Genomic DNA, 14532 nt, shown 5'->3' on the forward strand with positions numbered 1-14532 from the left:
CGGGCCGTGCCCGGCGCCGCTCCTCTACCCTCACGCCCGCCTCGCCGCGAGGACATCCACCCTCACGCCCGCCTCGCCGCGAGGCCCCCCACACGGACGATGCTCCCGAGCTCACGACGCTTGCGCTCACGAGGGCGCCGATTCATCCCGGCAGCATGGAGCTCCCCCCGATCGTCCTCGCAGGCAGAGCCGTCCTGCGGAAGCCCGCCGCGCCCGTCCCGCCCGAGGAGATCGGGACGAAGCGGCTCAAGCACCTCGTCTCGACGATGGTCTCCGTCATGCGCAAGGCGCCCGGCGTGGGGCTCGCGGCGCCGCAGATCGGCGTCGACCAGCAGGTGATCGTGCTCGAAGACAGCGAGGAGCTCATGTCCCGCCTCACGGCGGGCCAGCGCGCCGAGCGCGGCCGCGTGCCCTTCCCGCTCAGGGTGATCATCAACCCGACGCTGAGGGTCCTCGCCCCGTCGCTCCCGGACGCGGCAGGCGCGGGGCGAACGACGTTCTTCGAGGGCTGCCTGAGCGTCCCGGGTTACATGGCGCTGGTCGAGCGAGATCTGTCGGTCGAGGTGAGCGGCGTGGACGAGGAGGGCAAGGAGGTCCGGTGGGAAGCGACGGGCTGGCCCGCGCGGATCCTCCAGCACGAGATCGATCACCTCCGCGGCACGCTGTACGTCGATCGCATGGTCACGCGCTCCTTCTGCAGCAACGAGGAGGCGAAGCTCTTGCTCAGCCTGTCCGTCGCCGAGGCGCGAGCTGCGCTCGGCGCGTGACCGCGGCCCGTCGCGCCGGGAAGCGAGCGCGCTCGACCGGCGGACGCGCGCTCACGGCGAGGGCAACGGGCTGGCGCCGCGCCCGGCGCTGATGACGAGGGCATTCACGATCCGCTCCATCCTGATCCCGCGGGAGCCCTTCACGAGCACCAGATCGCCGCGCTCGACGATCTCCTGCGCTCGGGCCGCCGCGGCGTCCGCGTCTACGGCGAACCACGCCCGCACGCCGGCAGCCTCGGCGGCGCGCGCGATCCGCGCCGCCTCGCCGCCGACGGCGATGAGCGCGGCGGGGCGCGCGGCGCCGACCTGCTCGCCGAGCGCGTCGTGCTCCGCCGCCGCGAGCGCGCCGAGCTCGCGCATCTCGCCGAGCAGCAGGACCAGCCGCTTCCCGAGCGCCTCGGCGACCTCGACGGCCGTCCTGAGGGACGATCGCATCGACAGCGGGTTGGCGTTGTAGCTGTCGTCGATGACCACGGTGCCGTCCGGCAGCTCGCGGACGGACAGGCGTCCGTCCCCCGGCGGCGCGAGCCCTGCGGCGGCGCGAGCCGCTCGCTCGGTCGAGAGCGGCTCGCCGACCGCCTCATCCACGACCGCGACGGCCGCCGCCGCCGCCAGCGCACCCGCCTCGCCGAGCAGCGGGACGACGAGCTCCAGCGCCTCGCCTCCGCGCTCGATCCGCACCGAGGTGCCGCGCACCCCGACCGGCCGCCTCCCCGTGATCCGGATCTGCGCGCGCTCCCCGAAGCCGTAGGTGATCCGCCGCGCGGCGCCGGCGCGCTCGATCTGCTCGACCACCTTCGCGTCGTCGCCGTTACCGAGGGCTACCCCCTCGGCCGGCAAGGCGGCGAGCAGATCACCTTCCTCGGCGGCGACGTCTTCCAGCGTGCCGAGCCCCTCGGTGTGCTCGACGCCGATGGACGTCAGCACGGCGAGATCCGGCCCCGCGATCCGCGCGAGGGCCGCGACCTCGCCGCGCTGGTTCGTGCCGATCTCGACGACCGCGAAGCGATGGCGGTCCTCGAGCCCGAGCAGCGTCATCGGCAGCCCGATGGCGTTGTTCAGGTTGCCCGCCGTCGCGTGCACCTCGCCGCGGCCCACCCCCGCGAGCAGCGCCGCGATGGTCCGCGTCGTCGTCGTCTTGCCGGCCGAGCCGCCGATCGCGACGATCGCCCGCGGCCCGTCGGGGTGGGCGCCCGTCCGCCATCGCTCGCGGTGCGCTCTGGCCAGCGCCCCGAGCGCCGCGAGGCCGTCGTTCACGAGCACCGCGCCCCCTCCGGGCGGCAGGGCAACCTCCCGCGAGACGATGAACGCGGCCGCCCCGCGCTGCGCGGCGGCGTCGAGGAACCTGTGGCCATCGAAGCTCTCGCCGGCGAGCGCGACGAACGCCGCTCCTGGCGCGATCGTCCGGCTGTCGGTCGAGACGCCCCGCGCGTCCGGCCCGCTCCTCAGCACGCGCCCGCCGGTCGCGCGCGCCAGCTCGTCGAGGGAGAAGGGGGCAAGGTTGTGCGGGATCGGCGTCGCCATCGCGGGCGATCACCAGCACGGAACGGGGCGCGGGGCCAACGAATCGCCTGCGGCGCGCCCCGTCTGTGCGGCGTCGCGCCGCCTCAGCGCCGGGTCTTTTCCTTCTCGACCTCGTCGTAGATGTCGTCGCTCTTCGGCCGTGGGCGCGCGGCTGGGCGGGGCGCGGCGGGCGCGCTGGGGGCCGCCGTCACGCTCACGGTGGGCTCTGGCGACGCCTCGGCGGCCGTGGGCGGCGGCTCCTTGTAGTCGATCGCGATCGGTCCTCCGCCGCCCATGCTCTGCCACAGCGTGATCCCGATGAGCGCCAGCAAGGCCACCGCCAGGATCACGCTGAGCACGATGATGAGCGTCCTGCCGCCCTCCCGCCGGCGCGGCGCGACGGCGGCGGGTGGCTTCTGCGGTTCCGGGCGCTCCTGGACGAAGGTCGACGGGAGCGCCGGCATCTCGAGGCGCGCCGACGTGGTGGCCCACGGGCTCTCGGCCGGGGGCATGGCCGCTCCGTCCCACCCGCCGGCCGCCTGGGGCGCGCCGTGCGCCGACGCGCCGGGAGCTGCGCTCATCGCCGGCGCGGGCGCCGCGGCCGGTGGCGGCCCGGCCTGTGCCGACATCCCCGCATGCAGCGAGGGCATCGGCGTGCGCGCGGCCTCTGCTGATACGGCGGGCGAGGCGGCACCGAAGCCAGGGCTCGCGAACCCGGGCGGCGCCGCCGGTGCGGGCGGCTGGCCGGCGTGAGGCGATGGCATCGGCGCGCGCGCGGCCTCTGGCGCAGCGGGCGCGGCGGCACCGAAGCCAGGGCTCGCGAACCCAGGCGGCGCCGCCGGAGCAGGCGGCTGGCCGGCGTGCAGCGAGGGCATCGGCGCGCGCGCGGCCTCTGGCGCAGCGGGCGCGGCCGCACCGAAGCCAGGGCTCGCGAACCCGGGCGGCGCTGCCGGCGCAGGCGGCTGCGCCGCGCTCGCGCCCATCCGGTCCGTGATCGGCGCCGGCTGGAAGGCCGGCTGGCTCGGAGGCACCGGATCCGACTGCGGCGGCGCCGAGATGAACGGGAGCGCGCTCGGAGAAAAGACGCCGCTGGCCGAGAGCACGTCCTGCTGCGAGACGAGCCCGGGCGGAAGGGTCCCTCCGCGCGCCGAGACGCTCGCCGTCGGCGGCTGGGTGTACCCGGCGGGAGCTGGCCCTGAGAACGCCGGCGCCGGCATGGCGCCCGAGAACGCGGGCGCCGATGCCGCCGGCCCCGAGAACGCGGGCGCCGACGGCATCGGCCCCGAGAACGCGGGCGGGCTCTGCTGCTGGAGATGAGGGCTCAGCGCGTACTGCGCGGAGAGCGGTCGCAGGGCGCCCGGCGCCATCAGCGGCGGCACGGGCAGCGGCCGGAAAGGGATCCCCGAGCCGTGCGCCGACGGGAGCGGCCGGCCTGGTTGCGCCGCCCTCTCACTCTCGGGGGCTCCCCATGGAACGTGTTTGTCGGTCATCCGCGCGCCTCGGAGGGACCGCCCACGCGACCCCTCCGCCTCACACTGAAGCGGAACAGCGCTCTCAATCTACCCCCAAGTCTCGGCGTGCGGCCATCCTTCTGACGCGTCGCCCCGCCCCGCGAGGCGCTGCCGCTCGTCGGCGCTGGCGCCACGCAGCGCCGCGCCGTGACGACACCGCCCGTCGCGGACGCAGGATAGCGACGCCAGGGGTGCGCTCCTCGGGTCGGCGCGATGAAGAGCGAGCTCGTCCCGCCGCCGAGGCGCTCACGAGGCGCGCGCTTTCGCCAGCGCCACCGGCGAGCAGGGGGCGCGCACGACGCTCCGGCGCGCGGGTGGTTCGAGAGCGCGAGGCGGCGCGCGAGGTCAGCCCTCTTGGGCGCGGGCGTCTCCGACGGCAGAGCTCGGACCGAGGCGCTGTCCACGCTTGTCGGGAACTCTCGACATGGCCGCGGCGCGCCGTGGACGGGCGTGGCGCTCCCGCCGGGGCGCGGGCGTCTGCCGCCGCGGGGCGGCTGTCGACCGCGGCAGCACAGTGCTATGGCACGTCGCGATATGGCCGCCGAGACGATGGACCCCCGCGCCTCCACCGAACCTTCTCCCAACGAGCCGCGTGAGCCCGCGCGCTACGATCATGCCGCCGTCGAGCCGCGCTGGCAGCGCGCGTGGGAGGAAGGCGAGACCTTCCGCGCCGTCCGAAGCGCGGACCCCGCCCGCGCGAAGCGCTACGTGCTCGACATGTTCCCCTACCCGTCGGGGTCGGGGCTGCACGTCGGCCACCCCGAGGGGTACACGGCGACCGACATCATGTCCCGCTACTTCCGCATGCGCGGGATCGACGTGCTGCACGTCATGGGCTGGGACGCCTTCGGGCTGCCGGCGGAGCAGCACGCCCTCGAGACCGGCACGCACCCGGCCGACACGACGGCGCGGAACATCGCGACCTTCAAGCGCCAGCTCAAGATGCTGGGCTTCAGCTACGACTGGTCGCGAGAGCTCTCCACGACCGATCCGCGCTACGTGCGCTGGACGCAGTGGATCTTCCTCCAGCTCTTCAAGAAGGGGCTCGCGTACCAGGACGAGGTGAGCGTCAACTGGTGCCCGGCGCTCGGGACCGTCCTTGCGAACGAGGAGGTGATCGACGGCAAGAGCGAGCGCGGCTCGCACCCGGTCTACCGGACGCCGCTCAGGCAATGGATGCTCCGCATCACCGCCTACGCCGACCGCCTGGCGGAGGATCTGCGCCTCCTCGACTGGCCTGAAGGGACGGTGGCGATGCAGCGCTCCTGGATCGGCCGCTCGGAGGGGGCGCTCATCACGTTCGAGGTCAAGGGATGGGGCAAGGGCGCGCTGAGCGTGTTCACGACCCGCCCCGACACGCTGATGGGCGTCACCTACGTCGTGCTCGCGCCCGAGCACCCGCTCACGGCATGGCTCACGAGCGCGGAGAGCGGCGCGTCCGAGCCGCGCCGCGAGGCGGTGCGCGCGTACGTCGCGGCCGCTGCGGGCAAGAGCGATCGCGAGCGGCTCGCCGCGGCGGCGAGGGAGAAGACCGGCGTCGACACCGGCCTCGTCGCCGTCCACCCCATCACGGGCGTGGAGGTGCCGATCTGGGTCGCCGACTACGTGCTCGGCGGCTACGGCACCGGCGCCGTGATGGCGGTGCCAGGGCACGACGAGCGCGACTTCTCCTTTGCCCGCACCTACGGGCTGCCCATCGTCGAGGTCGTGAGCCCCGACGGCACCCTGCACGACCAGCTCGAGGCCGCCTACGTCGACCCGGGCGTCGCGGTCCGGAGCGGCGAGTTCGACGGGCTCGCGACGGAGGAGTGCAAGCGCGCGGTCATCGCGCGCCTCGAGGCGCTCGGGCGAGGCAAGCGCGAGGTGAACTACAAGCTGCGCGACTGGGTCTTCTCCCGCCAGCGCTACTGGGGCGAGCCGATCCCGATCTACTTCCCCGTCGAGCTCGCCGATCCGCAGGGCGATCCCAGGAAGGGCGCCGCGCACACGATCCGCTACGATCAGCCGATCGCGGTCGACGAAGCCAGCCTCCCGATCGAGCTGCCGCCGCTCGCCGACTTCCGCCCTGGCGACGACCCTGCGGGCCCGCTGGCGCGCGCCGTCGACTGGCGCTTCTTCCAGCGGGACGGCAAGTGGTACGCGCGCGAGACGAACACGATGCCGCAGTGGGCGGGCTCGTGCTGGTACTACCTCCGCTTCCTCGATCCGCAGAACGACGCGGAGCCGTTCTCGGAGGCCGCGTACGACGCGTGGATGCCCGTCGACCTCTACGTCGGCGGCGCGGAGCACGGCGTGCTGCACCTCCTCTACGCGCGCTTCTGGCACAAGGTGCTCTACGACCTCGGCCAAGTGAAGCACCCCGAGCCCTTCGCGAAGCTCGTCCATCAGGGGATGATCCTGGGCGAGGACAACGAGAAGATGTCGAAGTCGCGGGGCAACGTGATCAACCCCGACGACATCGTGCGGGCCCACGGCGCCGACGTGCTGCGGATGTACGAGATGTTCATGGGCCCGCTCGAGGCGGTGAAGCCCTGGCAATCAGGGCAGATCCAGGGGGTGGTCCGGTTCCGGGACCGCGTGTTCGCGACGTGCACGCGACCGCTCTCGGACGCGATGGACGACGCGACGAGCCGGCAGCTCCACAGGACGATCAAGAAGGTGACCGGCGACATCGAGGGGATGGCGTTCAACACCGCCATCTCCGCGATGATGGTCTTCGTGAATCACCTGAGCTCGCTGCCTTCGCCGCCGCGCGAGGCGGTCCTGCGGCTGATCCTCCTCGTCTCCCCCTTCGCGCCGCACCTCGCGGAGGAGCTGTGGCGGCTCGCCGGCCACGAGCGTTCGCTCAGCTACGAGCCATGGCCCTCCTACGACGAGGCCTTCTGCGTCGACGACGTCCTGGAGATCCCGGTGCAGGTGAACGGCAAGGTCCGCGGTCGCGTGATGCTGGCGAAGGCGGCATCGGAAGAGGAGGCACGAGCCGCCGCGCTCGGCCTGGAGACCGTGGCCGCCCTCGCCGCGGGCAAGCAGCTGAAGAAGTTCATCTACGTGGCGGGGAAGATCGTGAACATCGTGGTCGGCTGACGCTCCGGCGCCGCCCGGAGAGCTCCGGCGCCGCCGGGAGAAAACGAGCGCTCGCAGCGCGGCGACGTCGCGAACGGACGCGCGGGATAGCAGCGCGAGGGAGGCGCTCCCGGCGCGCGAGGCCCCGCGCCCGCGCCGCCTGCTCGCTGGAGCCTCGGGCACCAGCGCCTTGCGCTCGGTTGACGACAGGGTCGGAGCTCGGGTGTACATGAGCCCGATCGGCGCGCTGACCGCATCCCGCACCACAGCGCAGCGGGGTGGCTCCGCCGACGCGTGAGCTTCCCCGGAAGCAATCCTCTCCTCCCTCGGGGCGCGCGGTGGTGCACAGCCCAGGCTGGCAGGTGCCGTGCAAAGGCGGCTGGCCGTGTGCCGGAACAGCACCGCATGGTGTACCCGAGGTGGCTGCCTCCTCGCCGCCGCGCTGGCCGGCTGCGCTGGAGACGCGGACGAAGCGGACCTGCACGAGCAGGACGCGGCCGAGGCCGCGCTGGAGATCAAGGGAGGGTATCTAGACGCTGGAGACCGCGCGGTCGCCGGGCTCCTCATCACCGATCGCAGAGGGCGCGTCGCGCGGACCTGCTCGAGCACCGTGATCGCGCCCAACCTGGTGCTCACCGCGCAGCACTGCGTCGCGGAAGCTCCCAAGCTCATCGCCTGCAAGACGGCGACGTTCGGTGAGCCGGTCGATGCCTCGCAGGTCTACGCCACGCTCGGCGGGGCCCTGTGGGCTGCGGACACGCCGTGGATCGGCGCGCGCGCGCTGCTCAGCCCGCCCGACGGCAACGCCGTCTGCGGGCGCGACATCGCGCTCGTCGTGCTGTCCTCCCCGCTCGGCGGCAGCGAGGTCACGCCGCTCGCGCCGCGCCTCGATCGGCCGCCCGAGGAGAGCGAGGTCTACTCGGCGGTGGGCTTCGGCGACACGGAGGGCAGATCGCGCGGCGGCGGCGTCCGCAGGCGCCGCGATGGGCTCCACGTCGAGTGCGTCGGGTACGGGTGCGGAACGCAGGAGCGCGTCACAGGAGGCGAGTGGCGCGGAGAGAACGGCATCTGCAGCGGCGACTCGGGCGGACCGGCGCTCGACGTCGCGGGGCGGATCATCGGCGTGACGTCGCGCGGGCCGGCCGGCTGCGCCGACCCCATCTATGGTGGGCTCATCGCCCATCGCGACTGGCTCGTCACCGAGGCGAGGCGCGCCGCCGACGTCGGCGACTACGACCCGCCCTGGTGGGCGACGGCGTCGGACCCCGCGGAGCGCTTGCCTTCGCGCCAGCCGCTCGACGAGCGCTGGCTCTCGTGCGCGCACGGCCCGCTCGTCGGCGACGACAGCGGCGGGGCGGCGGCGCGCGCGCTGCTCGCGATGCTCGCGCTGCTCGCGCTGAAGCGAGCCAGGACGTCCGCCCTGCTGACCTGCCGCGCATGCCGTGCACGCCACGCGCGCGCTGCGTCGCAGAGCACGATTTCCGCCTGATCAAAGCTCCAGCGCACACCTCGCCTGCTAGGATGCGGGCGTCCTGCCCTGCGGAGTGTCCATGCCCATGTCGCCCAGCATCCGTCCGGCCGCGCTGCTCGCGGCGCTCGCGCTCGCCTCGCTTCCCATCGGCTGCGGCCCCACCTACGTGCGCGGCAATCAGGTCGAGGGGCTCGACGACGCGGCGATGAGCACGGGAATCGACAGGCGCGACATCGAGCAGCTCCTCCACGAGAACCTGACGTCGCTGATGGCCTCTCCGGTGGCCAAGGCGTGGGCGCACGACGGCTCGCGGCCCACGCTCGCCATCTATCCGCTGTCGAACCAGACGAGCGAGCACATCGACAGCCAGCTTCAGGCGCTCCTGTCCGATATCGAGACGTACCTGTCCCGGGCGAGCCTCGTCACCTTGGTGAGCGTCGAGCGCCAGCAGCAGATGGTCGCGGAGGTCGAGAAGCAGCACGGCGGCGGGTTCGATCCGAACCACATCGCCGAGTACAACCGCCAGCTCGGCGCGAAGTACTACCTCACCGGCAAGGTCTTCACCGCCGATGAGCGCACCGAGGACGAGCGCCGCGTCCAGTACTTCATGTTCATGCAGCTCATCGAGGTCGCCACGAGCGCGGTGGCCTGGCAGAACAGGGCGGCCTTCACCAAGGCGCTCATCCAGGAGTGATGCGCCGGCGGCACGCGACCCTCGCGGGGCGCAAGCGTGCGGCCCTGGCTCCTCTCGCGCTGCTCCTCGGCCTCTGTCAGGCCGCCTGCGGCGGACATGAAGATCGCGTGCGCACCGCGCTCCAGGCGCTCGATCGCGGCGCTCCCGCCGAGGCGGTGGCCGCGCTGAACGAGCAGCTCGAGGTCGAGACCGCGGCTCAGCTCCCGGCGCTCCGGGGCGACAACGCGCTCCTCCTGCTCGACCGCGGCAACATCCTCCTCAGCATGGACAGCTACCGGCTGTCCGCGCGCGATCTCGGGGCCGCGGACAAGTCGATCGACCTGCTCGACATGTCCCGCGGGGCCGCCCACGATCTCGGCAAATACCTCTTCTCGGACGACGTGGGCCCGTACAAGGCGCCTGCCTACGAGAAGCTGCTCATCAACACCATCAACATGATGAACTACCTGGCCCAGCGCGATCTCAGCGGGGCCAGGGTCGAGGCTCGCCGCCTCGCGATCATGCAGAGATACCTGCGCGATCACGAGGGCGAGACGGCGCTCCTCGGCCTCGGCAGCTACCTTGCGGGCCTCGCCTTCGAGAAGAGCGGCCAGGCTGACGAGGCGCTCCTCCACTACGACGACGCCCTCCGCCACGGGTCGTATCCGTCGCTCCGCGGCCCGCTCCGCGCGCTCACGCGCGGCGAGCCCAGGTCGCCCCGCATCGCCGCGTTGATCGAAGGTGAGGCCCCGCCGCCGCCCCTCGACGAGACCGGCGAGGCCGAGCTCATCGTCGTCGTCGGGTTCGGGCGCGTCCCGCAGAAGGTGCCGCAGCGCCTCCCGATCGGCCTCGCGCTCACGCTCGTAGCCGACGACATCAGCCCGGCGGATCGCGCGCGGGCGAGCGAGCTCGCGGCGAAGGGGCTCGTGACCTGGGTCAACTACCCGACGCTCGCCCGGGGCAAGGGCGGCTATTCGATTCCCACGCTGAAGCTCGACGGGCGCTCCCAGCCGATGGAGCAGGCGCTCGACGTCGAGGCGCAGGTGCGCGCGGCCTGGAAGAAGAGCGAGGGGACCGTCGTCCTGTCGGCCATCACGAGGACCGTCGCCCGCATCGCGGCCGGCGAAGCCGCGCAGGGCGCCACCGAGGCGGCCGCGGAGGACTCCGGACCGCTGGGCCTGCTCGTCGGCCTGCTGACGAGCGCGACGCTGACCGCGCTCGACACGCCGGACACGCGCGGATGGTCGACGCTCCCCGCGCGCATCGCGATCGCGCGGACCCGCGTCCGCGCGGGCACGCACGACGTGGTCGTCGGCGTCCGCGGCGAGTCGAGGCGCGCCCGGGTGAGCGTGGCCGCTGGCGGGTGGGCCTTCGTCCCGGTGATGGTCCTCCGCTGAGCGGCGCGCGCGGACGGGAGGGTTGCGGGCGCACTCCTCCCGCGGCAGTCTCCGCGCCGATGCGTAGCCCTCATCTCCGCGCCGTGCTGGTTCACGCGCTCTCGGCGTGCTCGCCCCTCGCGCTCCTCTGCGCGACCGCCTGCGGGGCGCTCGCCACCTCGCCGTCGTGGGTCGGCGGCGGCCTCGCGGTCTCCGCGCCGATCCGGGCGGCCGAGGAGGACGCCGCGATCGAGCGGGAGCGCGCGGTGCTCGCGAGTCAGCCCAAGCAGATCGGCGCGCGGCATCTCCTCGTCATGCACGAGGGCTCGAAGAGCAAGCCCGAGGGCCTCCGCCGTACGCGCGCCGAGGCCCGCGCGCGAGCGCAGGAAGCGCTCCTCGAGATCCGCGGCGGGGCGAGCTTCGAGGAGGCGGTCGCGGAGTACAGCGACGAGCCGGGCGCCGCCGAGCGCGGCGGGGATCTCGGGGTGTTCGAGCGCGGCATGATGGTGAAGGGCTTCTCCGACGCCGCCTTCGCCTTGAAGATCGGCGAGGTGAGCGAGATCATCGAGACGCCGTTCGGCTTCCACATCATCAAGCGCACCGAGTAGCGCCCGCTCCAGGTCGTCGCGCGCCGGCCGCGGGCTCGACGCCTCGGCCTTCGTCGCCTAGCGTGGCGCGCATGACGAGGACCGTCCGCGCTGCGCCGACCGCCGAGCACCGCCGCATCGAGGAAGAGCGCGAGCGCCTCCAGCGCTGGAAGCACTGGGGCCCCTACCTGTCGGAGCGGGCCTGGGGGACGGTGCGCGAGGACTACAGCGCGAACGGGGACGCGTGGGCGCACTTCCCTCACGACCATGCCCGGAGCCGCGCCTATCGCTGGAACGAGGACGGGCTCGGCGGCATCTGTGACCGACACCAGATCTTGTGTCTCGCCGTCGCCGTCTGGAACGAGCGGGATCCGATCCTGAAGGAGCGGGCCTTCGGCCTGACCGGGCCGGAAGGCAACCACGGCGAGGACGTCAAGGAGATCTACTACTACGAAGACGCGACGCCGACCTCCAGCTACCTGCGCTATCTCTACCGGTACCCGCAGCGGCCGTTCCCCTACGAGGCGCTCGTCGCCGCCGCGCGCGGCCGCGGACTCTCGGAGGGCGAGGCAGATCTCCCCGATCTCGGCGCCTTCGACGGGGATCGTTACTTCGACATCTTCGTCGAGTACGCGAAGCGGAGCCCGAGCGACATCCTGATGGTCATCACCGTGGTGAACCGCGGCCCGGAGGCCGCGCCGATCCACGTGCTCCCGCATCTCTGGTTCCGCAACACATGGTCCTGGACCGAGCCTCCGGGTCCGATCCCGGAGATCCGGGCCATGGAGACCGACGCCGGTCATGTGATGCTGCGCGCGGCGCACCCCGAGCAGGGCGCGCATCACCTGTACATCGAGGGCAGCCCGGAGCTGCTCTTCACCAACAACGAGACGAACCGCGAGCGGCTCTATGGCGCCCCTTCGCGGACACCGTACGTCAAGGACGCGTTCCATCACCGGGTCGTCCACGGCGACGAGGCGCGGGTGAACGCCGAGCGCCGCGGCACGAAGGCCGCGAGCTGGCATCGCTTCGAGGTGCCGGCCGGCGGGAGCCGGCGGATCCTGCTCCGGCTCGCGCCCGAGCCGGTGGACTGCCCCTTCGACGGCGCGGACGAGCTCCTGGAGGCGCGGCGCGGGGAAGCGGACGAGTACTATCTCGCCGTCCAGGGCCCAGCCCTGTCCGACGATCGCCGCGCCATCCAGCGTCAGGCGGCGGCGGGGCTGTTCTGGACGATGCAGTTCTACCACTACGACGTCGACACCTGGCTCCGCGGCGACGCGCACGCGCCGCCGCCCGAGCGGCTGAGCGGCCGAAACGCTCACTGGCGGCACGTCTCCGTCGCCGATGTCCTCTCCATGCCCGACGCGTGGGAGTACCCCTGGTTCGCGGCGTGGGATCTCGCCTTCCACGCGGTCGCGCTGGCCTCGCTCGACATCGATCTCGCGAAGGCCCAGCTGAAGATGATGGTCAAGGAGTGGTACCAGCACCCGAACGGGCAGCTGCCTGCCTACGAGTGGGAGTTCTCGGATCTGAACCCCCCGGTGCATGCCTGGGCGACCTACCAGATCTACAAGATCGAGCGGAAGCAGCGGGGCGAGGGCGATCGGGTGTTCCTGGAGCGGGTGTTCCACAAGCTCCTCATCAACTTCGCCTGGTGGGTCAACAAGCGCGACGCCGAGGGGCACAACGTCTTCGAAGGCGGGTTCCTCGGCCTCGACAACATCTCGCTCTTCGATCGCAGCGAGCGGCTCGCGCCCGGGATGCGCCTGGAGCAGGCGGACGCCACGGCGTGGATGGCGATGTACTGCCTCGACCTCATGCGCATCGCGCTGGAGCTCGCGCTCGACAACTCCGCGTACGAGGATCTCGCCAGCAAGTTCTTCGAGCACTTCTTGCGGATCGCGCACGCGCTCCACCACACGGCGGACGGCCGGCTGCCGCTCTGGTCCGAGGAGGACGGCTTCTACTTCGACATCCTCACCGCCGGAGGCAAGCCGCGGCACGTGAAGATCCGATCGGCCGTCGGCCTGATCCCGCTCTGCGCGGTGCACGTGATCACCCCGGAGACCTACGGCAAGCTCGCGAACTTCCGGCGCCGGACCGAGTGGTTCCTCCGCAGGAACCCCGCGCTGGCCGAGGCGATCACCGTACGTCCAGACGGCCGCCAGGTGCTCTCCGCGGTGCCGCCGGGGCGCCTCGAGCGGGTGCTCGCGCACCTGTTCGACGAGGACAAGTTCCTCTCGCCGTTCGGCCCGCGCTCGCTCTCCAAGGAGCACGCGGCCGCGCCCGTCTCGCTCGGGCTCGAGCCCTGCGACGCGCAGTACACGGTCGGCTACGAGCCGGGCGAGTCGATCACGCGCATGAAGGGCGGCAACTCCAACTGGCGCGGCCCGATCTGGTTCCCGCTCGGCTACCTGCTCTACCGCTCGCTCCTCCGGCTCGACCACGGCTTCGGCGACGTGCTCACGATCCCGTCGCTCGGCGGCCACGGCCCTCGCACGCTCCGCGACGGAGCGCACGAGATCGCGCGCCGGCTGATCGCGATCTTCGAGCGCGACCGCGAGGGGCGCCGCCCTGTCTACGGCGAGCACCCCCTCTTCCAGCGTGATCCTCGATTCCGAGATCGCCTGTTCTTCTTCGAGTACTTCCACGGCGACACCGGCGCAGGGCTCGGCGCCTCGCACCAGACCGGCTGGACTGCCCTCGTGGGCGACCTGATCCTCCGCACGGAACGGCACGACCACCCGCGTTCGTAGCGCACCCCACATAGCGTTCGGCTCATCACCGGTTCGTACCGGATCCGTGCTAGGAGGGCGCCTGTGTCGCTGGCGTTCGGCGTCTCGCTCCTCGCGTTGGCCGTCATGCTGGGCGGCATTGCGGCGATGTTCCGTCACAGGAGCGAGGGCGCGATGTCTGCGTTGCGGACGTTCGCCCTCGTCGGTGCGGCGTCGATCGCGCTGCTTCACCTGCTCCCGGAGGCGATCGGCGAGATCGGCTGGCTAGCGCTGTTCGCGGCTGCGTCTGGCTTCCTGGCGCCGGCGGTGCTGGAGCGCCTCGTGCTCGGCGATGCTGGGGCTCACCGGACGCCGACGACGGCGCTCGCGATGGGGTACGCCGCGGTGCTCGCGCATCAGTTCGGCGAGGGCGCGGCGGTGGCGTCGCTCTCACGGGTTGGACAGCTCTCGCTCCCTGTCGTGCTCGTGATCGCTGCGCACACGGTGCCGCTGGCCATGGTGGTGGCCATTCAGGTCCTCGAGGTGAAAGCCGATGCCGGCGGCACGCGCGCCATGAGCGCTGCGCTCGCGGGCATTGCGCTCGCCACGGTGGTTGGCGCCTTCGCGACGCGGCTTGTCGACCTGGAGCACCTCGAGGTGATCGAGCCCTGGTTGCTCTCCGCGGTCGCGGGCCTCCTCTTGCACGCGCTCTCGCACGAGGCGGTCGCAAGCGGCCCAGCGACGTCTCTGAGCCGCGCCGGCGAAGCCATGGGCGGCCTGCTCGGCCTCTTCCTCGCCACGATCGGGATCGACGAGGAGGAATGGGTGCAAAAGATCCCGTTCGCTCTCCAGATCGCCGCCCTGTCC

10 protein-coding genes (1 of these 10 only partly in view) are annotated in these 14532 nt (G+C 72.5%); 8 read left to right on the plus strand and 2 right to left on the minus strand.

All coding sequences use genetic code 11. From position 1 onward, the window contains the following. Positions 1-155: 155 nt before the first annotated feature. Complete coding sequence (locus tag WMF39_RS40145) at positions 156-767, plus strand: peptide deformylase (RefSeq protein ID WP_437741727.1); 612 nt, start codon at positions 156-158, stop codon at positions 765-767. A gap of 51 nt (positions 768-818) precedes the next feature. Here WMF39_RS40145 and WMF39_RS40150 read toward each other — a convergent pair whose 3' ends face one another. Both WMF39_RS40150 and WMF39_RS40155 read right to left on the minus strand, forming a co-directional pair. Then, entirely contained in the window at positions 819-2291 is a 1473-nt protein-coding gene (locus WMF39_RS40150; protein ID WP_437741728.1) for a UDP-N-acetylmuramoyl-tripeptide--D-alanyl-D-alanine ligase, read from the minus strand. Positions 2292-2374: 83 nt separating this feature from the next. Next, a complete protein-coding gene (locus tag WMF39_RS40155) occupies positions 2375-3760 on the minus strand; it encodes a hypothetical protein (RefSeq protein ID WP_437741729.1) in 1386 nt (461 codons plus the stop codon). A gap of 540 nt (positions 3761-4300) precedes the next feature. Between WMF39_RS40155 and leuS the strand changes: the two genes are divergently transcribed. From leuS to WMF39_RS40190, 7 genes are all read left to right on the plus strand, one after another. Then, complete coding sequence (gene leuS, locus WMF39_RS40160) at positions 4301-6865, plus strand: leucine--tRNA ligase (protein ID WP_437741730.1); 2565 nt, start codon at positions 4301-4303, stop codon at positions 6863-6865. Between the two features lie 346 nt (positions 6866-7211). Further along, positions 7212-8333: a trypsin-like serine protease gene (locus WMF39_RS40165; protein WP_437741731.1), complete on the plus strand. Its 1122-nt coding sequence runs from the start codon at positions 7212-7214 to the stop codon at positions 8331-8333. A 61-nt stretch (positions 8334-8394) separates the two neighbouring features. Next, positions 8395-9009: a penicillin-binding protein activator LpoB gene (locus WMF39_RS40170; RefSeq protein ID WP_437741732.1), complete on the plus strand. Its 615-nt coding sequence runs from the start codon at positions 8395-8397 to the stop codon at positions 9007-9009. Beyond that, positions 9009-10385, plus strand: coding sequence for a hypothetical protein (locus tag WMF39_RS40175; protein ID WP_437741733.1), 1377 nt, complete (start codon positions 9009-9011; stop codon positions 10383-10385). Before WMF39_RS40170 ends, WMF39_RS40175 begins: the two co-directional genes overlap by 1 nt. 59 nt (positions 10386-10444) lie before the next feature. Continuing rightward, positions 10445-10972: a peptidylprolyl isomerase gene (locus WMF39_RS40180; protein WP_437741734.1), complete on the plus strand. Its 528-nt coding sequence runs from the start codon at positions 10445-10447 to the stop codon at positions 10970-10972. A gap of 71 nt (positions 10973-11043) precedes the next feature. Then, positions 11044-13707, plus strand: coding sequence for an MGH1-like glycoside hydrolase domain-containing protein (locus tag WMF39_RS40185; RefSeq protein ID WP_437741735.1), 2664 nt, complete (start codon positions 11044-11046; stop codon positions 13705-13707). A 63-nt stretch (positions 13708-13770) separates the two neighbouring features. Beyond that, positions 13771-14532: the 5' portion of a hypothetical protein gene (locus WMF39_RS40190; RefSeq protein WP_437741736.1), read on the plus strand. Its footprint extends 66 nt past the window's final position; the window shows 762 of its 828 coding nt (coding positions 1-762); it begins with the start codon at positions 13771-13773; its stop codon lies beyond the right edge, outside the window.

Origin of the sequence: Sorangium sp. So ce1504 (assembly GCF_051521635.1) — a bacterium.
In the GTDB taxonomy this organism is placed as follows: domain Bacteria; phylum Myxococcota_A; class Polyangia; order Polyangiales; family Polyangiaceae; genus Sorangium; species Sorangium cellulosum_B.

What these genes read in the sequence shown, in the direction of transcription:
- WMF39_RS40145 (WP_437741727.1), top strand. Translation starts at nt 156, where the DNA reads ATGGAGCTCCCCCCGATCGTCCTCGCAGGCAGAGCCGTCCTGCGGAAG.
- WMF39_RS40150 (WP_437741728.1), bottom strand. Translation starts at nt 2,291, where the DNA reads ATGGCGACGCCGATCCCGCACAACCTTGCCCCCTTCTCCCTCGACGAG.
- WMF39_RS40155 (WP_437741729.1), bottom strand. Translation starts at nt 3,760, where the DNA reads ATGACCGACAAACACGTTCCATGGGGAGCCCCCGAGAGTGAGAGGGCG.
- leuS (WP_437741730.1), top strand. Translation starts at nt 4,301, where the DNA reads ATGGCACGTCGCGATATGGCCGCCGAGACGATGGACCCCCGCGCCTCC.
- WMF39_RS40170 (WP_437741732.1), top strand. Translation starts at nt 8,395, where the DNA reads ATGCCCATGTCGCCCAGCATCCGTCCGGCCGCGCTGCTCGCGGCGCTC.
- WMF39_RS40175 (WP_437741733.1), top strand. Translation starts at nt 9,009, where the DNA reads ATGCGCCGGCGGCACGCGACCCTCGCGGGGCGCAAGCGTGCGGCCCTG.
- WMF39_RS40180 (WP_437741734.1), top strand. Translation starts at nt 10,445, where the DNA reads ATGCGTAGCCCTCATCTCCGCGCCGTGCTGGTTCACGCGCTCTCGGCG.
- WMF39_RS40185 (WP_437741735.1), top strand. Translation starts at nt 11,044, where the DNA reads ATGACGAGGACCGTCCGCGCTGCGCCGACCGCCGAGCACCGCCGCATC.